This window comes from Nesterenkonia haasae, assembly GCF_010119385.1.
Classification (GTDB): Bacteria; Actinomycetota; Actinomycetes; order Actinomycetales; family Micrococcaceae; genus Nesterenkonia; species Nesterenkonia haasae.
Genome location: NZ_VFIE01000023.1, coordinates 75,304 through 97,857, shown reverse-complemented (window position 1 = coordinate 97,857; position 22,554 = coordinate 75,304). Strand labels below are relative to the sequence as shown.

Annotated in this window: 17 protein-coding genes; 8 read left to right on the top strand and 9 right to left on the bottom strand. The window is 62.8% G+C overall.

Going from position 1 to position 22,554, the window contains the following annotated elements:
- Positions 1-6: 6 nt before the first annotated feature.
- Positions 7-636 carry an anthranilate synthase component II gene (locus FH975_RS11680; protein WP_162321477.1) on the top strand — a complete coding sequence of 210 codons (630 nt, stop codon included), beginning with the start codon at positions 7-9 and terminating at the stop codon, positions 634-636.
- Here FH975_RS11680 and FH975_RS11675 read toward each other — a convergent pair whose 3' ends face one another.
- From FH975_RS11675 to FH975_RS11635, 9 genes are read right to left on the bottom strand one after another with little or no spacing between them, the layout of a single operon-like run.
- The gene (locus FH975_RS11675; RefSeq protein ID WP_162321476.1) at positions 637-1,413 is read right to left on the bottom strand and encodes a type 1 glutamine amidotransferase; all 777 of its coding nucleotides are present in this window, start codon (positions 1,411-1,413) and stop codon (positions 637-639) included.
- Positions 1,413-2,705: a Mur ligase family protein gene (locus FH975_RS11670; protein WP_162321475.1), complete on the bottom strand. Its 1,293-nt coding sequence runs from the start codon at positions 2,703-2,705 to the stop codon at positions 1,413-1,415. The genes FH975_RS11675 and FH975_RS11670 overlap by 1 nt, the downstream gene beginning before the upstream one ends.
- Before the next feature lie 9 nt (positions 2,706-2,714).
- Complete coding sequence (locus FH975_RS11665) at positions 2,715-4,886, bottom strand: protein kinase domain-containing protein (RefSeq protein WP_162321474.1); 2,172 nt, start codon at positions 4,884-4,886, stop codon at positions 2,715-2,717.
- On the bottom strand, positions 4,883-6,724 hold the full coding sequence (locus tag FH975_RS11660; RefSeq protein ID WP_162321473.1) for a protein kinase domain-containing protein: 1,842 nt from the start codon (positions 6,722-6,724) through the stop codon (positions 4,883-4,885). The genes FH975_RS11665 and FH975_RS11660 overlap by 4 nt, the downstream gene beginning before the upstream one ends.
- Positions 6,721-8,175: a penicillin-binding transpeptidase domain-containing protein gene (locus FH975_RS11655; protein ID WP_162321472.1), complete on the bottom strand. Its 1,455-nt coding sequence runs from the start codon at positions 8,173-8,175 to the stop codon at positions 6,721-6,723. The genes FH975_RS11660 and FH975_RS11655 overlap by 4 nt, the downstream gene beginning before the upstream one ends.
- The gene (locus FH975_RS11650; RefSeq protein WP_162321471.1) at positions 8,168-9,646 is read right to left on the bottom strand and encodes an FtsW/RodA/SpoVE family cell cycle protein; all 1,479 of its coding nucleotides are present in this window, start codon (positions 9,644-9,646) and stop codon (positions 8,168-8,170) included. The genes FH975_RS11655 and FH975_RS11650 overlap by 8 nt, the downstream gene beginning before the upstream one ends.
- On the bottom strand, positions 9,643-11,199 hold the full coding sequence (locus FH975_RS11645) for a PP2C family protein-serine/threonine phosphatase (RefSeq protein ID WP_153077731.1): 1,557 nt from the start codon (positions 11,197-11,199) through the stop codon (positions 9,643-9,645). The genes FH975_RS11650 and FH975_RS11645 overlap by 4 nt, the downstream gene beginning before the upstream one ends.
- A 7-nt stretch (positions 11,200-11,206) precedes the next feature.
- On the bottom strand, positions 11,207-11,707 hold the full coding sequence (locus FH975_RS11640; RefSeq protein ID WP_162321470.1) for an FHA domain-containing protein FhaB/FipA: 501 nt from the start codon (positions 11,705-11,707) through the stop codon (positions 11,207-11,209).
- 14 nt (positions 11,708-11,721) lie between these two features.
- Positions 11,722-12,501: an FhaA domain-containing protein gene (locus tag FH975_RS11635; protein ID WP_162321469.1), complete on the bottom strand. Its 780-nt coding sequence runs from the start codon at positions 12,499-12,501 to the stop codon at positions 11,722-11,724.
- Between the two features lie 398 nt (positions 12,502-12,899).
- Between FH975_RS11635 and FH975_RS11630 the strand changes: the two genes are divergently transcribed.
- The 7 genes from FH975_RS11630 to FH975_RS11600 all read left to right on the top strand — a co-directional run bounded on the left by FH975_RS11630 (position 12,900) and on the right by FH975_RS11600 (position 22,554).
- The gene (locus tag FH975_RS11630; RefSeq protein WP_328821871.1) at positions 12,900-14,216 is read left to right on the top strand and encodes an ABC transporter substrate-binding protein; all 1,317 of its coding nucleotides are present in this window, start codon (positions 12,900-12,902) and stop codon (positions 14,214-14,216) included.
- A gap of 3 nt (positions 14,217-14,219) precedes the next feature.
- The gene (locus FH975_RS11625; RefSeq protein ID WP_162321468.1) at positions 14,220-15,185 is read left to right on the top strand and encodes a carbohydrate ABC transporter permease; all 966 of its coding nucleotides are present in this window, start codon (positions 14,220-14,222) and stop codon (positions 15,183-15,185) included.
- Positions 15,182-16,090 (top strand): carbohydrate ABC transporter permease, encoded by a 909-nt coding sequence (locus FH975_RS11620; protein ID WP_162321467.1) that lies wholly within the window; start codon positions 15,182-15,184, stop codon positions 16,088-16,090. Before FH975_RS11625 ends, FH975_RS11620 begins: the two co-directional genes overlap by 4 nt.
- Entirely contained in the window at positions 16,087-17,532 is a 1,446-nt protein-coding gene (locus tag FH975_RS11615) for a GH1 family beta-glucosidase (RefSeq protein ID WP_162321466.1), read from the top strand. The genes FH975_RS11620 and FH975_RS11615 overlap by 4 nt, the downstream gene beginning before the upstream one ends.
- A 76-nt stretch (positions 17,533-17,608) precedes the next feature.
- Positions 17,609-18,613 (top strand): LacI family DNA-binding transcriptional regulator, encoded by a 1,005-nt coding sequence (locus FH975_RS11610; RefSeq protein ID WP_328821870.1) that lies wholly within the window; start codon positions 17,609-17,611, stop codon positions 18,611-18,613.
- Positions 18,614-19,048: 435 nt separating this feature from the next.
- Positions 19,049-19,588, top strand: coding sequence for a YceI family protein (locus tag FH975_RS11605; RefSeq protein WP_162321464.1), 540 nt, complete (start codon positions 19,049-19,051; stop codon positions 19,586-19,588).
- Positions 19,589-19,872: 284 nt separating this feature from the next.
- Complete coding sequence (locus FH975_RS11600) at positions 19,873-22,554, top strand: FtsX-like permease family protein (RefSeq protein ID WP_162321463.1); 2,682 nt, start codon at positions 19,873-19,875, stop codon at positions 22,552-22,554.

Sequence of the window (22,554 nt, the reverse complement as noted above, 5' to 3'; positions counted from 1 at the left end):
AGCGCTATGACTCGTATTCTTGTGGTCGACAACTATGACAGTTTTGTCTACACGCTGGTGGGGTACTTGCGTGAGCTCGGCGCTGAGACCACAGTGATCCGAAATGATGACCTCACCTTGGAGGAAGTGACCAACCTCGCCGCGGAACACGATGGTGTGCTGATCTCCCCGGGTCCGGGCACCCCGGCAAATGCAGGAATCTCCGTGGACTTGATCCGCTGGTGTGAAGGAGCCCGGTCTCCGATGCTGGGCGTCTGTTTGGGGCATCAGGGCCTTGGTGAAGCTTTTGGTGCCACAGTGACGCGCGCTGATCAGCTGATGCATGGCAAGACGTCGCCGGTGACCCACACCGGGCATGAGTCCTTCACAGGGCTTCCGGAGACGTTCGAGGCTACGCGGTATCACTCACTGGCTGTGCAGCCGGATACGGTCCCCGATGTCCTGGAAGTCACCGCCACCACCGCCGACGGCGTGATTATGGCCCTGGCGCACCGCAGCGCACCCCTGTGGGGACTGCAGTACCACCCAGAATCGGTGCTGACCGAGGGTGGCTACCGGATGTTGGGCAACTGGTTGGAGTCCCTGGGAATGAGCGGAGCAGCCGTGAAGGCTGCTGACCTCAATCCCATCCGCTGATCAGCGGGGCCTGGCGGCAGCAGCCTCACGGGCGTGCTCAGTCAGCTCCTGCAGGCTCGCCGGCGCTGACTGTGGCGCATCGAGTGCAGGAAGCTCCTGTGCGAACTTCTGCTGCACCGCATTGCTGATCAAGAAATCGGCGATAGCTGGGTTCTTGGGCAAGAGAGCTCCGTGCAGGTAACTGCCCAGCACATTGCGGTACCGGGCGCCTTCGTGGGGGTCCCGCTGGTTGTTTCCTTCGCCGACAACGACCTTGGCCAATGGTGTCACCGTGGGTCCCAGATACGTCTGACCGGAGTGATTCTCATAGCCGATGATCTGACCGAAATCTGAGGATTCAGCAACCAGGTTGCCGATGAGCCGGTTGTCAGTCCCATAGGTTTCGACATCGAGCACACCGATCCCTGAGATCCGGGAGCCGTCCCGCGTTTCGAAGAAGTGCCCGAACAGCTGGTAGAGCCCACAGATCATCAGCATAGGAGTGTCCTGCTCCGCCAAGGCGCGCAGGCGGTCGCCGATACCCAGAAGGTCCTGCTGTATCCGGTCCTGCCCGGAATCCTGGCCTCCACCTCCAATGAGGATGTCCGGATCCGCCGGAAACTCGTCACCCGGGTTGTAGGAGAGCATGACCGGCGTGTAGCCGTACCACTGGATGCGCCGCATCAGGACCAGGGCGTTGCCGTAGTCACCGTAGATGTTCATATCCCGCGGATACAGCTGCAGGACCCGAATCTGCTTATCGGTGGACGAAGAGTCAGCGGGAACTGGCACAGTCATCAGTTGAAGGCCTCCACCTCGGTGTAGGTGCCCAGGCGCTTACGCAGGGCGAGCATGGCGGTGTAGGTGCAGAATATACGCTTGGGAACATCGGGATGCGCCGATAGGAAGTCGTCCAGGGCCTTGCCGAGGTCTGGCTCGTGGGCGGCGATGCTGACTCCGTCGTAGCTCAGCCGCAGCGCCATGTCATAGGTCCGCACACCGGAGACCATGGCGACACCCTGCTGCACCAGGGAGTCGAAACCGACATCCCATAGCCAGCTCATATCGCGTCCGTCGGCATAGTTGTCATTGATGGCGATCATGGTTGCCACCCCGTCAGCTGAGAAGCTCGTCAGCCCCAACCGGAAACCCGAGGGGTTCTTGACAAGGATCAGGTCCAACGGCTGACCGCCCACGGTGAGCGATTCTCCGCGACCGAAAGCTGGGGAGGCTCTCCGTAGCGAACCCAGGAGCGCATCACGGTCGGTGGCCTCGCCCAGCACGAGCCGCACCAGGGCCAGTGCGGCAGCCGCGTTGTAAATGTTGTAGGCGCCGTTGACGGTGAGGTCACTGGTGATCTCTTCAGTGCCCATCCGGAAAGTTCCCTGTTGGGTGCCCAGCCCGGTCAGCAGCACATCAGCCTCAGGCTGTACGCCTTCTGCGGCGGCACCTGCGCCGTGAAGATCATCGTCGGAGGGGAAGTGGGAACGCAGCTCCGGAGCCAGACCGAAGTAGCGGACCTGCTGGGTGCCGAGCGAATCTGCGATCGCCGCGACTCGGGAATCCTCACGGTTGAGCACCACACCTTCGGTGGTGTGTTCCGCGATGGTGCGTAGTAGCCGGGCGGTGGTGTCGATTTCACCGAACCGGTCGAGCTGATCGCGCATCACGTTCAACAGCAGAGAGAACTGCGGATTGACGGCCCGGACGAAGTGCACCGCATGGGCTTCATCGAGTTCCAGGACAGCAATATCTGCGTTGAGTTTGCCGGTGGGGCCGATCTCTCCGAGCATGGACGCAACGACCCCGCGGGTGAAGTTGGAGCCTGAACGGTTAGTGAAGACCCGCAGTCCTTGACCGCGCAGCAACTCAACCACCATCTTGGTGGTGGTCGTCTTTCCATTGGTCCCAGTGACCACGACGACGCCGCGGGGCAACTGGGCCAGCACATCAGCCAGAAAACCGGGGTCGAGGCGCTCTACGACGAGACCGGGGAACGCGGAGCCTGAGCCGCCGCGCAGTCTGGTGAGCGCACGGGCTGCCTTGCCCAGAGCAATTGTCGCGGGGCGGGGTGGGCGCAGACGGATCATCGCCAAAGACTACTCCTCGTCCTCTTCCTCGTCCTGGTTCCCGTTGCCGTTTCCGTTGTTTCCGTTGCCATTGCCGCCGTTATCGTTCCCGTTCCCATTCCCGGGGGACTCGTCCTCTTCCTCCTCGTCGGAGTCGTCGTCCTCATCTTCTTCTTCGTCCTCATCGTCGTTGTTCCCAGGAGGTGGACCGCCGTCGTCGTCATCGTCGTCCTCATTGGCAGGGGGGTCATCGTTCTCCTGGGTGGCCGGGAGGGTTCCAGCGACAATCTGGATGATGGCGTCATTGGGGATGGAGTCGCCGCTGGAGACCGCCTGGCCGTTGACCTCGTAACCGAGAAGCTCTCCGCTGCCGTCGATCTGAGTCGTCTCCACCCACCGTGGCTGCGGGGTCAATTGGAATCCCTCCGAAACGAGGAACTCCTCACCGAAGCTGCGGTGCTGGCCGACGTATCCCTCGAGTCCGGTGGGGAGCCGGACCTCTCCGGTAGAAATGACCAGGTTGACCGCTGAGCCGGTTTCTACGGAGGTGCCAGATTCTGGATCGGTGCTGAGCACCAGTCCCTGTGAGGCTTCCTCGTGGTCCTCTTCGGTCACCGTTCCAACTTCGAGACCGGCTTCTTCCAGAATGTCGCGAACAGTATCCTCCGGCTGGCCCACCAGGCCTTCGGGGACTTCGACTTCGCCCGCACCTTCGGAGACATAGAGCGTAATGTCGCTGCCGCTTTCGACCTCGGTTCCGGAGGCGGGATCAGTGCGGATGGCAATATCAGGTTCAACATCTGAACTGGCCTCGGTGACGGTCTCCGGTGTGAGTCCGGCGTCGGAGAGTTCCTCCACCGCCTCCTCTTCCGGCAGGCCGGCCACAGCTGGCACCGTGACCATCTCCCCCTCCACGCCGTCAGCGTCGCCGAACATCTGCGACAGCACAAAGGTGGTGCCGGCCAGCAGTGCCAGCGCCAGAATGACCAGCAGGATGTAGAGCCCGGTGCGGTTGGGCCGTCTCCTGGGCTGTCCATATTCCTGGTAGTCGTCGTAGTCCGGGTCTTCCGGTGTGCGGGCTGACATCGGAACGGACCCGGCGGGTGAGACCACGTCATCGAATCCGGCCGCGCCCACTGCGGAAAGCTGGGTGGTGGCGCCCTCATCTACGGGAATGCCCTGCAGGGCGTCGGCCACGGCGGCTTCGAATTCATCGGCGGTCTGGAATCGCAGCGCCGGGTCCTTGATCAGCGCCTTCGACACCACTGATTCCATGGCGGGGGACACGTGCGGGTTGAAGTCAGAGACCGCTGGGGGCTGCTCCCGGACATGCTGGTAGGCGACCGATACCGGGGATTCACCGGTGAACGGCGGACGGTTGGTCAGCAGCTCAAACAGCACGCAGCCTGCAGAATAGAGATCGCTGCGGTGATCGACCACCTCTCCGCGGGCCTGTTCGGGGGACAGATACTGAGCGGTGCCGACCACAGCGGAGGTCTGGGTCATGGTCTGCGCCGAGTCCGCCAGGGCGCGCGCAATGCCGAAGTCCATCACCTTCACGTCACCGCTGTGGGAGACCATCACATTGGACGGTTTGATGTCCCGGTGCACAATGCCCCGTGTATGGGAGTAGCTCAGTGCAGCCAGAATCCCGGACATGTACCTGGCGGCCTCCTGGTCGCTCAGGGGCCGGTTCAGGGCGGTGTCGATCTTCTTATCGAGCGGCTGGGTGACCTGGGTGACGACCTGGGTGGCGTCGGGGTCGGTGACACCCAGCACATCAGAGTCGGTGCGGTTGGCTCCTCCTGTGGACTCTGTAGGTTTCGGAGGCTGCGGTGGGGAGTCGGTGTCCTCCTGGGACGCTTCTCCGCGGCTGCCGTGCAAGATATGGCGCAGGGTCACGCCCCTGACGAACTCCATGACGATATAGGGAGTTTTGGTGTCCCCACCGTTTTCACTGACGTGCGTGGATCCGGTGTCGTAGACCCCCACAACATTCGGATGATTCAAAGAAGCGGAGGATTGGGCTTCCCGTTTGAACCGGGTCTGGAACATCGGGTCACGGGCCAGATCCGGCCGCAGCATCTTCACTGCGACATCTCGCTCCAGAGACAAATCGTAGCTGCGGTAGACATCTGCCATACCACCGCGTCCAATTAGCGCCTCGATCCGATAGCGGCCGTTGAGCACTCGCTCGGTCATCGCTCACCTCCTGAGGCGAAAGAGTTGTCAGGTGACGGTCTAGCCGCACTTGACTGCTGAGTGCTAGCCGGGGAATGCCCGATCAGCGTGGTGGTCGTTGAGCTGGATTCAGTGCTGGTCGACGTCGGAAGGTCCCTGGGGCTGGCCGGGGTCCCGGCCGCATCCGTGTCATTGTCCGTGGGTTCTGGCTCCGGCTCGGGTTCAGGACTCGGCGTGGGTTCCGGTTCCGGCTCCGGCTCGGGTTCAGGTTCTGGCTCCGGCTCGGGCTCAGTGGTTTCCACCTCAGTAGGGGTGGGGCTGGGCGGTGGCGGCGGTGGCGCCTCGGTGGTCGCAGGCGGCGGCGGTGGCGCCTCGGTGGTGGCAGGCGGGGGAGGTCCGGCCGAGTAGAACAGCGTCACTGTGGCGCCGACCGGAAGACTGCCGGCGGGTGTGACGCCGGTGACGGTGCGAGCCTCAAGCGTGGATGTGACCTGCTCGGTCTCCACTTGGAGGCCCTCTTCCTCGAGAAGAGCTTGAACCGCATCGACGTTTCGACCAAGCAGCTCGTCCTCGTTTACGGTAACGAGCTCCGGTTCCGCTGTGGCGGTTTCCGTCGCGTACTCGGTGACATAGTGGGTGGGGGTCGCGTCGGACTCGCCCTCAGAGTCGTCGTCATTGGCGGCCATCAACGGCAGCACCCACGCGCCGAACACAGCCAGGAGCACCAGGATGATCAGGGTAACGGTGGGCCAGCGCCACCGAGACCCTACGGTGGACTCCTTCTGCTTAGCTGCAGGTTCCTGCTGAGTCGGTGGACTGGGCAAGCCTGCAGCCTGGGCCTGTGCGGTGGCCGGGAGGGAGGTCTGAGCTGGGACAGGTTGCTCAGGGGTGGTAGCGGAGAGGGTTGTCGTGACCTCCTCGTCGGGAGGCTGGACCCCACCACTGGTACCGGCAGTGGGAAGCAGTTGGGTGTCGTCGTCGTCTCCCGTGCCACGAAGGTGGTTCTTCATAGCAGGAACCGCAGCCAAGGCTGCTGCGGTGTCGCGGCGCAGCAGAGCCTCTGCAGCATCCGCCATCTTGCTGGCGTTGGGGGGGCGCTGGTCGGTGTCCTTGGCCAGCATGCACATGATCAGCGCGCGCACCTGGGCTGGGACATCATCGGGCAGTGGCGGAGGCGGATCGTTGACCTGCTTCAGCGCAATCGCGATCTGCGACTCACCCGTGAAGGGCCGGTGTCCGACCAGCGCCTCGTAACCGATCACACCGAGGGCATAGATATCTGATGAGCCGGTGGCATGTTGGCCAGTGGCCTGTTCGGGGGAGAGATACTGGACGGTTCCCATCACCTGGCCGGTCGCCGTGAGCGGCACCTGATCGGCGAGCCGTGCAATACCGAAATCGGTGATCTTAACTCGACGAGTCGGTGTGACCAGCAGATTCCCCGGTTTGACGTCCCGGTGGACCAGACCCTGATCGTGGGCGACCTGGAGTGCCCGTCCGGTCTGCGCCATGATGGAGAGGACCTTCTCCCAAGGGAGTGTCTTGTCTCTCTCCAGAATCACGCTCAACGGCCGGCCTGGTACCAACTCCATCACCAGGTAACCCGATCCAGCCTGTTCGCCGTAGTCGTAGATATCGGCGATGCCTGGGTGGTTCAGCAGGGCGGTGTGGCGGGCTTCGGCCCGGAAACGGCGGAGGAAGGCCTCGTCGCCGGTGTACTCTTCCTTGAGAATTTTGATCGCGACTGTGCGGCCGAGGACTATGTCATCGGCCTTCCACACCTCTCCCATACCGCCGATCGCGATACGTTCGGTGAGTTTATAGCGGTCACCCATCGTGAGTCCGACCGCGGGTCTCATTCGTCAATCACCGCCTCCAGCATAGTAAGCATCTGACGTCCGGTGAGTTCGGTGCCCGCGCCGAGGTCAATTCCCTCATAGACGACGGTGACTGCGTACTGGGGATCATCGGCCGGAGCGAAGCCGGTGATCCAGGAGTTGTAGGTGCCGGTGTCGTCGCCGCGTTCAGCGGTGCCGGTCTTGGCGGCGACCTGGAAACGTCCGGAGTCAGCGCGCCACCCGGTTCCTTCTTCGACGACGCCGACCATCATCTCGTTGAGCTCATCGGCGGTGGACTCATCCATCACCTCGTTGAGCACTTCTGGTTCGGGATTGGAGAGGATCTGCAGATCGGAGCCCCGCACCGTGTCCACGAGCTGAGGTTTCATCAGCGTGCCGCCGTTGCCGATTGCTGCTGCGGCCATGTTCATCTGCAGTGGGGTCGCCGTCACGCTCGCCTGCCCGATCGAAGACAGGGCGAGTTCAGCATCGGAGGTGGTCTCGGGGAAACGCGAGGCGTCAACGTAGACAGGGATGCGCATCGCTTCATTCCAACCGTAGGCCTCGGCGGCCTCCTGGAGCGAGTCCTCGCCCAATTCCATCGCTGCTTCAGCGAAGGGAGTGTTGCAGGACTGAGCGAATATCCAGTTCAGTTCGGCCTGACCACGTTGGGCACAGTTGCCCGCAGCGAAGTTCGGCAGGGTCCGGTCAGATTGCGGCAGGTCGATGCTGGAGGGGTTCTCCAGCTCTGTGTCGGGCTCATATTCACCTGATTCCAACATGGCCAGGGCGGTGACCAGCTTGAAAGAAGATCCGGGGAAGATGGGCCGGTTCACGGCAACGTTGTAGTTGAGGTGGACGCCCTCCTCCTCGAGCCGCTCTCTGTTCTCCTGGAATGCAGTGCCGGAGTGAACCGCGAGCTCATTGGTGTCATAGCTGGGTTTGGACATCATGGCCTTGATGTCCCCGGTGCGCAGATCCGTGACAATGATGGTGCCGCGCTGATCATTGGGGATCTGGTCATAGGCCAGTCGCTGCAGCTCGGGATCCAGAGTGAGCTCCACCTGGGCCCCCATCACCGTCTCGCCGGTGAAGAGGGCAGTGATCCGGTCAAAGAACTGAGAGTCGGAGTGTCCGGAGATCTCCTCGTTCAGTGCGCTTTCGATGCCGGCCGGGGAGGGGCCTGACATCACGGAGAAGAACCCTGTCACGTGACTGTACAGTTCAGGCTCGTTGTAGACCCTCTGGTAGTCGTACTGGCTATGGTCGCTGGGCACTGATTCGGCGATGGGGGTTCCCTCGACCGTGATGGGCCCGCGAGGTGCACCGGCGTCAGCGATGATCTGGCGTGAGTTTCGCGGGTCCGAGTCGAGCTCGTCGGAGAAGACGACCTGGATCAGGGACAGCGCCGCGAAGAGTGACACAAACAGGGCTACGGAGACGACCCAGGTGTGACGGATGGCGTTATTCACGGAAGGACTCCCCCTCCTTCAGCGCCGGTGCCGTAGCTGAGCCCTGGGACTCGTTCACAGGGTCCTGTTCACCCGTGTTGCGCCCGCGCAGGGGGTCCTCTGTGCCTGAGGCTCCCTCCCCAGTGGTGTTGAGCATGGGGCCGACGACGATGGGACGGCGAGCGGCGTGACTGATGAGCAGCACAATGGCCACGATCAGCCAGTTGGCCAGCAGTGCAGAGCCTCCAGCCGCTAAGAAGGGACTGACCAGTCCAGACATCGGGATCACTCTGGTGATGCCGCCCACGACCACGAAGACCTGCAGCACCAGGACCATAGCTAGGCCTACCGCAAGGAGTTTGCCGAAGTGGTCTCGTGTGCCGAGGCCTGCGCGCATATAGCGTGAGAAGAGGATCAGGTAGAGCACCAGCATGGCCGAGAGACCGAGGAAGCCGAGTTCTTCACCGAAGGCGACGATGATCATGTCCGAGTTGGCCAGGGCCACGATCTGCGGCGAGCCCGAGCCCAGCCCTGTCCCGGTGAGTCCGCCGTGTGCCAGGCCGAAGAGCCCTTGGACCAACTGGTGAGAACCGTAGAGCTGGTCGTAGATCTCATCGTCGAAAGGGTGGAGCCAAATATCGAACCGATTTCTGGCGTGCCAGACGAACTGATAAGCCAGCACAGCACCGACAGCGACGAAGGCGACACCAATGGCGACCCAGGAGATGCGGGACGTCGCCACATAGATCACTGCTACGAATAGGCCGAAGAACATCAGCGCGTTGCCGAGATCGTTTTGGACGATGAGCACGCCCAAGGCGATCAGCCAGGCCAGGAAGAGCGGTCCGAGGTCCTGCAGCCGGGGGAATGTCAGCGGACCGACTTTCCGGCCGGCGAGCAGGATGAGATCACGGTTATTGGCCAGGAAGCCGGCAAAGAAGATGCCGAGCGTAATCTTGGCCAACTCACCTGGCTGGAAGCTCATGCCGCCGATAGTGACCCAGACTTGAGCGCCCTGGATGTCTTGGCCCAGCCCGGGAACAATGGGCAGGAACAGCAGTAGAACGCTCACTGCCAGAGAGATGTACGTCAGTTGCCGCAGTCGGCGGTGATCCCTCAGCAGGACCAGCAGGGCTATAGCCGCCACCATGGATACGGCGGTCCACATCAGTTGTCGGTCGGCGACGCCGTCGTACTGGTTCGTGAAATCCAACCGGTGAATCATGGCGATGCCCAGACCGTTGAGGGTCACCACGATCGGCAGTATGAACGGATCGGCGTACTTTGCTCTGAGCCGCAGGGCAATGTGGAAGGCCAGTGCTAGTGCGACCTGGACTCCGCCTTCGGTCCAGTAGCGTTGGTCAATCGTGTCCTCCAGGTTCAGGCCCACCAGGACCTGCGCACCGATACCGATGGTCAGCGCGATCAGCAGCAGCAGAAGTTCAATATTGCGCCGTGGCTTGGGATGCGCGTCATGATCTTGCGACTTCACTGATCACCCCCGGTGCTCTGCTCCAAGTTCTCCACGATCTGTTCAGCATGGGTGCGGTTTTCGGCGAAGATGCCTGATTCCACCCGATTGCGGTCATAGCGGGGCAGGTTCTCCACGCTGATCCCCATATGCTCATCGACCTCGGCGAGTGTGATGGGCCCCAGGGACTGTGAGACCCCGGTGAAAATTGCTACCTCACCGTCGTCTTCACCCACGAAGTACTGCGTCTGGGTCCAGACGTATCCCAAGAAGGTGACAATACCGATGAGCACCACGAGAAGCGCCACAAAAGTGGGCAAGAACCACCGACGACGACGCCGCGTCGCCTGGACAGCGGCAATATCGTCATCGTCGAGCACGTATTCCTCGCCCTCGTCGACTTCGGGGACGTGGTCCGTGGACGTCTCAGGCGCCGGTTTGGTGATATCTGCTGCAGCGGCGTCGTGCTGATGTGGTTGTTCTGCCGGGGGCTCGCCAAGCATCTCCGAATAGGTGTGGCGCACCGGTTTCAGTGGCTGGCCTGTCAGCAGGGCGGCCATGGGGTGTTCGTCGACGTTGCGGGGCACCACAGGGATAGTCCCGGTTTCGGCGGCAGCGACAGCTGCTCCGACCAGCGTGTGCGGCCGCACACCCAGGGTGCGTTCGACCATGGCGGCGGACAGTGGTGACAGTTCGCCTTCCTTGGAGGAGAGACCCTCCAGGGCGTCACGGTTGACCACGGGTATGACGTCGAGCTCCATGGTGTGCTGACCCTCGTCGCCGAACTGGTCGGCAGATGCCACCGCCTGCGCACTCAGCGGGACCGAGTCGGAACTGGCCAGGTGCTCTTCCTCAGCCTTGACCACGTCCAGGGCGATGACCGTCACATTGTCCGGGGCCCCGCCCTCCAACGTGAGGTTGACCAGGTCATCGACGATCTTCTCCAGAGAGTCTGAGCTGCGCATCTTCTGTTCGATGAGCCGGTCCGAAACCACGGCGTTGAGCCCGTCAGAGCACAGCAGCCAGCGTTCGCCCGCTTCGAGGGGAAAGCTCGTGATGTCCAGCTCGGGGGAGGCGTCCACATCGCCGAGCACGCGCATCAGGACATTCTTATGGGGGTGGTATTCCGCGGCCGCGGGGTCAAGCCGACCCTCATCCACCAAACGCTGGACGAAGGTGTGGTCGTGGCTGACCTGACGGAAACGCCGTTTCTTCAGCCGGTATGCGCGGGAGTCGCCAATATGAGCGAACTGCAGCTTGTCCTCGGTGACCAGGCAGGCGGTGATGGTGGTGCCCATACCGGAGAGCTTGGGGTTGGTCTTCACCAGTTTGTTGAGGAAGGCGTTCGCGGTCTGAATCTCATCCGGGAGCACAGTATCCGGCTCTGCGAACCCACGGGTATCCAAGTGGGCCAGGTCCAGAACGGTGGACGCTGAGGCTACATCGCCGCCGGCGTGGCCCCCCATTCCGTCGGCAACCACGGCAAAGTAACGCCCGGCGTATCCGGAGTCGTCGTTCTTACTGCGGACGGTGCCGGCGTCAGAGCGGGCTGCGAAGCGGAAGACCAAGCTCATCGCAGTCTCATGTCCTCAGTTCTAGGACGGTCTTGCCGATCCGGATACGGTCTCCGGGCTCTACGGTGGAAGCGCGAGTGAGCTGTTCATCGCCCAACCAGGTGCCATTGGTGGATCCGAGGTCTTCCAGGAACCAGCGCGAACCCTGGGGGAAGAGGCGGGCGTGTTTCCCTGAGGAGTAGTCGTCGTCCAGCACTACGGTGCACTCCTGGGCCCGGCCGAGCATGATCGGGATGGAGCCGAGTTCGATCTCAGTGCCCACCAGCGGACCCTCGGAGATCACCAGCCGCCTAGGGCGTGGGCGGGGAGTCTTACCGGAATGGTGGACAGTGGCCGGTGTGCTCTCAGCCTCAGGGGCGGAAGCGGGGGCCTCATTCCGCGGGGCACGGGTGCGGGCCCGTTTGGAGACCATCATGTCGCGCCCCTGGGCGGCAATGATGGAGAGAATCAGGATCCACAGCAGCAGCAGCAGGCCGAATTGGAGGACGGTGATGGCGAGTTCGCTCATAGGGGGAGCCGCCTTCAGCCGAGCCGGAAGCGCATTCGCGCATTGCCCAGGGTGATGACTGCGCCGTCATAGAGTTCGGCCTCAGTGCTGCGCAGCTCCTGACCGTCAACGAAAGCGCCATTGGTGGACCCAAGATCGCGGGCGATCCAGCGGGTACCGGACTGCGCGACTTCCAGGTGCTTGCGGGAAACCCCGGTGTCAGAGATGGTGATGTCTGCTGAGGAGGAGCGGCCGATCACGGTGGAGCGGTCCTCCAGCGTGTATGCGCGGCCATCGTGCTCCAGTGTGCCCACAGTCTTGCGCGGTGGTGCGGAGGAGTTGCGGTGCATCCTGGCGGGTAGTGCAGCCGTCGCTGCCGGACCGGCAGCCGGGGCATGCGGTGGCCGCGGGACCCCCGACTGTGAGCCTGCAGGGGATGAGTTGACGGTGGTGTCAGTCTGAGTCTCGATACTCATCTGCCCGCGCCGGAGTTCGGTGTTCTTGACGAACGTCGCTTTCACCGGCCCCTGAAGCGTGTAGCCCTGGGACTCTGCATGCCGAATGATCTCCTCGCACAACTCCTCGGCCAGGGCCGTGCCGTATTTCTTCGCCTCGGTGAAGTCGTGCTCCGAGAGGCGGATCTTGTACAGGTTGGGCACCAGCGCGACCCCACGTTGCGGGGTGGACGACTCGCGATCCATGTGGCGGCGTACTGCTGTAGCGATCTCCACGGGCCCGACGCTCCCTCCGCGTCCGGAGAAGGCGCCGCGGACGACTTTCTCGATACTGCGTTCTAATGTGTCGAGCAGTCCCACAGGCACCTCCTACAGGGTTTTGGTCTCAGGTGTGTCCTCCTCATTGCAGGCGGACACACGGTGGGCAGTCTGGCGCAGAGTCTACTGTCTCACCCTTGATGAAGCGCACCCAAACCCTCAAGCCCATAGAGAAAGTGCGTGATCCTTGTCATATCCACACCGCTCCCGGTCAGCGTCAGCCCAGGTGAGTCGCCTGTTGACCCGTGCGCTTTTGTAAGGACCCGAACGCACTCATTGGACGGTTCTGGGAAGCAGTTGATCCGTGAGTCTTGTCACTTGAGGAGTCACAGTGTTACTGTCATCACATCGTGAGAGCGCTCTCACAGACGAGAGAGCATCTTCGACACGTAGTGGAACCCCCGCTCCACTGCTCGCATCAGACACCTTGAGGAGGAATTGTGAGCACTACAGATTTCACACACCCCCGGCGTCGCCGACTGGCCCAGGCAGTAGCCCTGGGCGCTGCAGCGACCCTGGCTCTCTCCGCCTGCGGAGCAGACGCTGACGCCGAGGCCGGGTCCGATAACGGCGACAGTGAGGCCGCTGCACCAGATAGCCTCAGCGTGACGACCTTCAACGAGTTCGGTTACGAGGAGCTGTTCGAAGAGTATGAAGAACAGACCGGCATCCGCATCGAGCACAACAAGGTGGACACTGCTGAGAACGCACGCGACTCGCTGCGCAACAGCCTAGGGGCTGGCTCCGGAGCTTCCGATATTGAGGCCGTGGAGCTGGACTGGCTGGTGGAGTTCATGCAGTACTCCGACCGGTTCGAGGACCTCTCTGCCCCAGAGGTCGAAGGCCGCTGGCTGGACTGGAAATATGAAGACGCCGTTGACGAAGAAGGCCGCCAGATCGGCTACGGAACCGACATCGGCCCACAAGCCTTGTGCTACCGGGCTGATCTCTTCGAAGAGGCGGGCCTGCCTACTGATCGCGAAGAGGTCGCCGATCTTCTTGATGGCGATTGGGGCAACTACTTCGACACCGGGCGTGAGTTCGTTTCAAGCTCAGAGTCCGCCTGGTACTCAGGTTCAGACAACATCTGGCAGGGCATGATCAACCAGGTTGAGGTTCCCTTCGAAACTGAAGACGGCGAAATCATCGCCGACACCAACCCTGAGGTGAAGGATCTCTACGATGAGCTCCTCGAAGCCAGTGTCGAGGATGAACTCTCCGCAGGCCTCTCCCAGTGGTCCGGTGACTGGTCGGATGCCTTCCAACGCGACGGCTTCGCGACCATGCTCTGCCCAGGCTGGATGCTCGGAGTCATTGAAGGCAACGCCGACGGCGTGGACGGCTGGGACGTTGCCGACGTCTTCCCAGGCGGAGGCGGCAACTGGGGTGGTTCCTACCTCACAGTGCCAACCCAAGGTGAGAACATCGACGCCGCTAAGGAGCTGGCAGCATGGCTGACTGCTCCCGAACAGCAGATCAAAGCATTCGAGGCCATCGGTGCCTTCCCCTCCACTGTGGAGGCTTTGGAGTCAGAGGAGATCCAGTCGGCCACCGACGAGTTCTTCAATGACGCCCCCGTGGGTGAGACTCTCGCCAACCGGGCTGAAGCCATCGAGGTTCAGCCGTTCAAAGGTCCTAACTATCTGCTGATCAATGTCGCCATCCAAGACGCACTCAACCGCGTCGATGTTGACGGCATCGATGACGCGGATGATTCCTGGGAGAAGTTCGTCAACGACGTAGAGGCTATGAAGTAACCCATGCCTTCACGCAACCACCTCCGGTCCCGGGCTTCGGCCTGGGACCGGAAGTATTCGCCCTACCTCTACATCAGCCCGTTCTTCATCCTCTTCGCCATTGTCGGTCTGTTCCCGCTGGTGTACACCGCCTGGGTGGCCGCACACGACTGGGACCTCATCATGGGGCAGGGGGAGTTCGTCGGACTCGACAACTTCGCCCATGTCGTGGGCCAAAGGGCCTTCTGGATTGCCCTGCGGAACACGCTGAGCATCTTCATCCTCTCCACGGGTCCCCAGGTGGTCGCAGCGATCATCATCGCCTACATGCTCGACAGCCACCTGCGGGCCAGAACCTTTTGGCGGATGGGTGTGCTGCTTCCCTATGTGGTGACTCCGGTGGCTGTGGCGCTCATCTTCTCCAACCTCTTCTCCCAGCGCTTCGGCCTGGTGAACTCGGTGCTGGACACCATTGGCATCGATCCCATCGGCTGGCAGTCCGAAGTTCTGCCCAGCCACCTGGCAATCGCTTCCATGGTGAACTTCCGTTGGACTGGCTACAACGCACTGATCTTCTTGGCCGCCATGCAGGCGGTACCCCGCGACCTCTACGAACAGGCGGAGATAGACGGAGCCGGTAAGGTCCGGCAATTCATCTCCGTCACCGTGCCTATGCTGCGGCCCACCATCATCTTTGTGGTGATCACCTCCACCATCGGTGGCCTGCAGATCTTCGATGAGCCTCGCCTGTACGACCAGTACGGACGCGGCGGGACCGACGGTCAGTGGCAGACCATGACCATCTACCTCTACGAACTCGGCTGGACCCGTTCGGACTTCGGTATGGCCTCTGCAGTGGCAGTGCTGCTGTTCCTGCTGATCGTGGCGATCGGCATCATCAACTTCACCATCACTCGGCGGATCGCCAACGGTGAGGGACGCAAGAGCTCGACGTCGCGGCGTCGCCTCAAGAAGGGAGCCACGTTATGACCACCAGTGCCCCACTAGCGCCTGTGGATTCCCACGCTGATTCGAGCCGAACCTTAGGGCGGCGTCGTCGTTCTGCCCCGGGGGGTCAGAACCGTAGGCCGGGTTTCATTGTCTACGGCTGCCTGGCGGCCGTGGTGGTGGGCGGGATGTTCCCTCTGTGGTGGAGCTTCCTGATCGGCTCACACGACTCGACGATCCTGTCGCGGACCAGCTTCCCGTGGTGGCCAGGCGGGAACTTCCTTGCCAACGCCGCCACGGTGATGGACACGGTGCCGTTCTGGCGGGCGACGATGAATTCGATCATCGTCTCCACCACCACCGCATTCTCCGTGGTGTTCTTCTCCACTTTGGCCGGTTATGCCTTCGCCAAACTGAGATTCAAAGGGGCAGCTCCGCTGCTGGTGTTCGTCATTGCCACCATGGCAGTGCCCACCCAGCTCGGCGTCGTCCCGCTGTACCAGGTGATGGCCGCATTGGGCTGGACAGGAGAGTTGGCGGCGGTCATCGTCCCGGCATTGGTGACGGCCTTCGGCGTGTTCTGGATGACGCAGTATCTGCGCCAGGCCATACCGGATGAGCTGATCGAGGCTGCCACTGTGGACGGCTGCTCTATGATCCGCACCTTCTATCACGTCTGTCTGCCGGCAGCCCGGCCCGCGGCAGCCATGTTGTTCCTGTTCACGTTCGTTCTGAACTGGACGAACTTCTTCTGGCCGTTCATTGTGCTCGGTCCGCAGAATCCCACCCTCCCGGTGGCTCTGCAGCAGCTCCAAGCTGCCCACTTTGTGGACTATTCACTGGTGCTCACCGGGGCCACCCTGGCGACTGTGCCGCTGTTGATCCTCTTCGTCTTCGCTGGGCGCCAATTGGTGTCCGGAATTATGCAAGGAGCTGTTAAAGCATGACCATCGTTACCCCGTCCGAGGCTGTTTCCACCGGAGCTTCCGTGACTTTCCCCCCTACTTTCCTGTGGGGCTCCGCCACGGCTGCCTACCAGGTGGAGGGCGGGTTCGATTCCGCCGGAAGGGCGCCCAGTATTTGGGACACCTTTTCCAAGACCCCAGGCAAGGTTCACGCGGGGGAGACCGGGGATGTGGCCTGCGATCACTATCACCGCTTCCGTGAGGATGTCGCCCTGATGAAACGGCTCAACCTGAAGGTCTACCGGTTCTCGGTGAGCTGGTCGCGGGTGATGCCCGATGGTGTCAATGTCAACCCCGAGGGTTTACGGTTCTACACCGAGCTGGTCGATGAGCTGCTGGCAGCCGGGATTGTCCCCTGGCTGACGCAGTATCACTGGGATCTGCCTCAGGTGCTGGAGGATGCCGGGGGCTGGGCCAATCGGGAGACGGCCTATGCGTTCGAGAAATACGCAGTGGTCCTCCATGATGCTCTGGGGGACAGGGTCCGGCAGTGGACCACGCTGAACGAGCCTTGGTGCTCAGCGTTCCTGGGTTACGCCAACGGTCATCACGCTCCGGGACGCACTGAGCCTTCGGCCGCGCTGGCCGCGGCACACCATCTGCTGCTGGGCCATGGGCTCGCGGTGCGCAGCCTGCGCGAACGCGACCCAGAGCTGGAGCTGGGACTCACGCTGAACTTCACCGACTACCGTCCGGCGGATCCGAACCTGCCCGGCGACGTCGACGCTGCCCGCCGTTTGGACGGATCGTTCAACCGGTTCTTCGCAGACCCCATCTTCCGGGGCACCTACCCCCAAGATGTATTGGACGATCAGGCGGGACTCTGGCCGGAGGATCTGGTCCGCGCCGGGGACCTGGACGTGATTTCGACCCCTATTGATGTTCTTGGAGTGAACTTCTACACCGGGGAGCTGCTCACCGGAGCGGATCCGGCTGAGGCTCCGCAGGCCGCGGCCGCCGCGCGGGCACAGGGCGAGCCGAATCCGAATGTGGGGTCTGAGCATGTCTCCTCAGTTCCCCGCGGGCTCCCACAGACAGCGATGGGCTGGGAGGTGTACCCGCAGGCACTGCGCGACCTGCTGCTGCGCCTCCACACTGACTACACCGCTGAAGCCGGGGTGGCGCTCTACGTGACCGAAAACGGAGCGGCCTATGACGACGTCGTCGAATCCGACGGGTCCATCCAGGACACGGAGCGGACGGACTACATCCGCCAGCACCTGCACGCAGTCCATGAGGCCATGGAATCTGGGGCTGATGTGCGCGGATACTTCGTGTGGTCCCTGTTGGACAACTTTGAGTGGGCCTTCGGCTACGCCAAGCGTTTCGGGATTGTGCGGGTCGACTACGAGTCCCTGGAGCGGACACTCAAAGCATCGGCGCACTGGTATGCAGGCGTTGCCCGAACCGGTGTGGTGGACTAGGGCCTTGAGGTGTGAAGGTCGGCACTAGCCGGCCGAGAGGCGAGTGCGGGATGTGCGCGCCGCCGGAAAGGAAACTGTGCCCGCTAAGCGCCTGCCCACTCTGGAGGATGTTGCCGCCCGTGCAGGGGTTTCGCGGGCTACGGCGTCGCGGGTCGTCAATGCGGATCCGCGGGTGGGGCGGTCTGCGCGGGAGTCAGTCCAAGCAGCGATCCGCCAGCTGGGTTACCGGCCCAACCGTGCGGCTCGGTCACTGGTGCGCCCGGATGCTGACTCGATTGCCGTCGTCGTCCCGGAGGCGGAGGAGCGGGTGTTCTCAGACCCGTTCTTCTCCGCCATTCTGGGCGCGATCTACACCAAGTTGGCGGACTCTCCAGTGCAGGTGCTGCTGGCCGTGGCGCCTCCAGGCAAGCGCGACAAGATCGACCGGTACCTGCGCGGTGGGTACACCGATGGGGCCATTGTGGTCTCTCACCACCGCGATGACGGCATCTCTGATGTGCTGCGTGAGATCCAGCTTCCGGCGGTCTATATCGGCCGTCCCCATGCGGGGGATGTGGGTCTGCCCTATGTGGATGTGGACAATGAGACCGGCGGCATGCTGGCCGCCCAGCGGTTGATTGACGGTGGCCGGCGCCGGATCGGGACGGTCGCTGGTCCGCAGGATATGGCCTCCGGATTCGACCGGCTCACCGGGTGGCGCCGGGCCATGGCTCAGGCCGGGCTTGCTGATGATTTGGTGGAGTACGGAGACTTCACTGCGGCCAGTGGTGGTGAGGGGATGCTGCGGCTGCTGGAGCGCGAACCGAACCTTGATGGAGTCTTTGCCGCCAGCGACCTGATGGCAGTCTCTGTCATCCAGGAGCTCCAGGGATCCGGCATCACCGTGCCGGAGGATGTGGCGGTGGTGGGCTTCGATGATTCGCAGATGGCCAAACTGACCCGGCCGCCGCTGACCACGGTTTTGAGCACCACCACGGGTATGGCAGGTGCCGCCGTGGAGATGCTGTTGACGCTCCTCGGCGGCGGACAGGTGGAGCATGTCATCCTCCCCACCGAGCTTGTTCCCCGCGATTCGGCGTAGTTCCCGCCCCGCTCCCCGCGTCCGGCTCGTCGCCCGCTCAGCCTCTAGATCGCGTGGTCACCGGCTCAGCCTCCGGGTGGCGTGTCACTCGCCCAGCCTCCGGGTGGCGTGGTCACCGGCTCAGCCTCCGGGTGGCGTGGTCACCCGCCCCTTCGGGCCCCCAGCGGCCCCCTTTCACGCAGCATGTCTCGGGATGTGGGAAACGACGCCGCGAAAGCGCCTCATTTCCCACATCTAGAGACGCTCTATCCCCTTGTTTGGGCAGCGAGCGCCGACCTTCGTGAGAGGTCCGGGACGTGAACTTCTCGTAAACTTTTTCAATTTTGAAATAAATCCGGAGTAGGGTGAGTTGTGACTCATCGAACCGCGCAGCACTTGCGGGCAGCTCCGCGTGAGCATTCGTCACCCAAAAATCTGAAGAAGGAGAGCAACACCATGGCAATTACTTTGACCCCTGGAACCTGGACCCTGGACGGTTCCCACTCTGAGATTAGCGCCAGCGTCCGCCACGCCGGAATCTCCCGCGTGCGCGCTGTTTTCGAAGAGTCCACCGGCACTCTGCAGGTCAACGAGGATGGCTCAGCTGACGTCAACGCCGTGGTCCGCGCTGACTCCTTCAACTCCAAGGACGAAAACCGCGACGGTCACGTCAAGGGTGAAGACTTCCTGCACGCTGAGAAGTACCCCGAGCTGACTTTCGTGGCGTCCAGCGTCAAGCCCTCCGGCGAGGTGTTCGACCTCACCGGTGAGCTGACCATCCGCGGGGTGTCCAAGAACGTGACCTTCGAGGTCGAGTTCGGCGGCCAGGCTGTGGACCCCTTCGGCATGACCCGCGCTGGCTTCTCGGCCACCACCTCCCTCTCCCGGAAAGAGTTTGGTCTGACCTGGAACGCCGCCCTCGAAGCCGGCGGTGTGCTGGTCAGCGACAAGGTCAACATCGACCTCGATATTGCCTTCGTCCACCAGGGCGAGTAATTCCCCGGAGCACGACGCCGCCAGCTCGCCTCTGAGCTGACAGGTAAGAGAGAACCCCGGCGCACCAGCATTCGCGCCGGGGTTTTCTGCTGCCCAGGACCACCGGCACCGCTCAGCGCGGGCAGTGCCTATGCGTCCCCTGTGCCCGCAGCTCCACCCTCGTCCTCTGGGAGGAGCTGAGAACCATCCTCTGATCCGATGTCTGTCCTGTTCCGCGTTCGTAGCGTGGAGGGCATGACGATAGCGAAAACACCAGTCCAGGCCCCAGACGGCGGTGCCCGCTGATGACCGGGAATGCAGTACTACGCACCAATCTGCGCTCTGGCGGAAAGCGGATGTGGGCCGCAGGCGCCGCCGTCGTCATCTCCGTGGCCTTCGTGGTCACTGCCCTGATTCTGCTCGGCTCATTCAACCGCACCATGGAGGCGCAGGCAGTGTCCGACGCCGCGGGCGCCGACCTCGTGATCAACGCCGAGACGCTTGTCAGGGCGCAGAACGCGGCAGAAGAATCTGGCACATCTGACACCTCCTCTGATGATCGGCCTGACCAGCAGCTGGCAGAGGCCGTCAGTGAGCTTGATGGCGTGGCCGAGGCCGAGGCGCTCAGCTTTGTGTTCCTCCAGGGCGAAAGCTCCGGCGTGGACACCATGCTGCTCGCCGGTGATCTGCCGGAAACGCGCACCATGGACCTCGCCGAAGGGTCCCTACCCGAGCAGGATGACCAGATCCTCCTGGTCAAAGACTTCGCCGAAGCGAACACCCTCGGCGTCGGGGACACCATGCAGGTCAGCACTGAGCGTTTCAACGCAGAATCAGGCAATGTGGAAGAGGGCTCCGCAGAGCTCACGGTCTCGGGCCTCGCATCCGGCTACCACCGGACAGTCAGTGGCTACATGAGCTCCGAAGGTCTTGAGGCTCTAGATGCCGACCAGACCCCGTCCTCCCTCCGGGTCGCGATGACAGGTGAGGGTCACGGTGATATGCAAGCACAGGAGGAGCTGCAGCAGCAGATCGCTGAAGTCATTGCGGCCATGATCAGCAACGGCGAACTCCCAGCTGATAGTGGTGATGATGACGACGCCGCCCAGATCTTTACCCAGCCCGACGGCAGCCTCGTCGTCGCTGGGGTTGAGATCCACACCCAGCAGCAGATCATCGACGCCTGGATCGCTGATCTGACAGGACAGTCGACGGCGCTGTTGAGTATTGGACTGGGTTTCGGCGCGATCGCAGTGTTCGTCGCCAGTCTCGTCATCTCCAATACGTTCCAGGTGCTGGTCGCTTCCCGCTCCCGGACTATGGCCCTGCTGAGGGCTGTGGGGGCCACGGCGGGTCAGCTCCGCCGAGCCACTGTGGCCGAAGGTGCGCTGCTTGGTGTGGGCGGTGGCGTGCTCGGCGTCCTGCTGGGGTGGTCGGCCGCGGTGGGCATCGCCACTATCGCGCAGCGGTTCTGGTTGGAGAGCTTCTCCTCAGCGCAACTCAGTGTGCTTGCCGTCGTCACCGGACTGGTACTCGGTGTTGCGGTGACCGTGCTGGCGGCGGTGATGCCTGCGCTGAAGGCCGGACGGACCTCCCCCATGGAGGCACTGCGCCCGGTGGAGATCGCCGCTGGTCTCAAACGGATCCCCTGGGTGCGCACCGTTTTGGGTGTCCTTCTGGCCGCCGGTGGCCTCGGTGGGGTCCTACTGTCGGCGCTTATCCATGAGCCGCTGTTGGGTGCCGCCGGTGCAGTCATCGGATTCACCGGGGTACTGCTGATGGGCCGGTTCCTGGTTCCACGTGCCGTTGCCCTCCTGGGGCAGCTTGCCTCCCGGGTGCCGGGTTTGAAGGTGACGGGACGGTTGGCCGGCCAGAATGCTCGTGCCATGCCAGCCCGTACCGCAGTCACCACCGCTGCATTGCTCATCGGGGTCACTCTGGTGTCCACGATGACCATGGGGGCGATGACCGCGCAGCATTCCCTCAGTGAGGAACTGGCTGAGCGGAACCCCATCGACGCGAGTCTGGACACCACTTCGGAAGCGGTGGAGCAGATGGCGGAGGACTCATCCATCGTGGAAAGGCACCAGGAGCTTCCCGGTGCTGAAGCGACCATCGAGGCGGCAGAGCTTGATGGAAATTCCTTGGAGGGTCGGGTCGTCTTCGCGGAAGATTCGGTGATCAGTGAGATCGCCCGCAGCGATTCGGTGTTCCAGAACCAGCACGGCGCGGGACCCGTCGCTGTGGTCTCGACGGAAATGATGCAGGACAGAACCACAGAGTCCGCGGAGGTCACCCTCACACCCCTTGGGAGTGCCGCGAGCGGAGCGGAGGCGGGCACCACTGTTCAGGCCGTCCCGGCGTCGTGGGTGCCCGCGAACACCGTGGTGCTCCCTGAGGACTTGCTCGAAAATGCTGAGCAGTGGACCTTCGAAAACAATGCGGGCATCACGGTCATACGCACCGCCGAATCAGCCAGCATGGGTGACCTCACTCGGTTCGGCAATGAAGCGGAGGCCATCTCAGGGGAGACCTTCCTGGGTGCTGCGACAGAACGAGCGAGTTACGCCCAGATCATCGATACCGTCTTGGTTGTCGTCCTCGTGCTGCTCGCCGCCTCAGTCCTGGTGGCTGTGGTGGGTGTGAGCAACACCCTGGCCCTGTCTGTTCTGGAGCGTCGCCGTGAGGCCGCACTGTTGCGTGCCATGGGCATGACGCGCGGATCCGTCGGCGCACTGGTCACGTTGGAGGCATTGCTGATGGCGGGTGTGGCCCTGGTCTTGGGCAGCGCTCTGGGGGCGTTCTTCGCCTGGGGTGGCGTGCGCTCCCTAGTAGCACAAGACAACCTCACGGTGGCATTAGGGGTCCCGTGGGGCCGGATGAGCCTGATTTGGGCTGCGACGCTTGTGGCTGCTGCTCTGGCCTCATTCCTTCCGGCACGCGCCCTGTCCCGCATCCCACCTGCGGCCGGACTCTCCGCCCAGTAG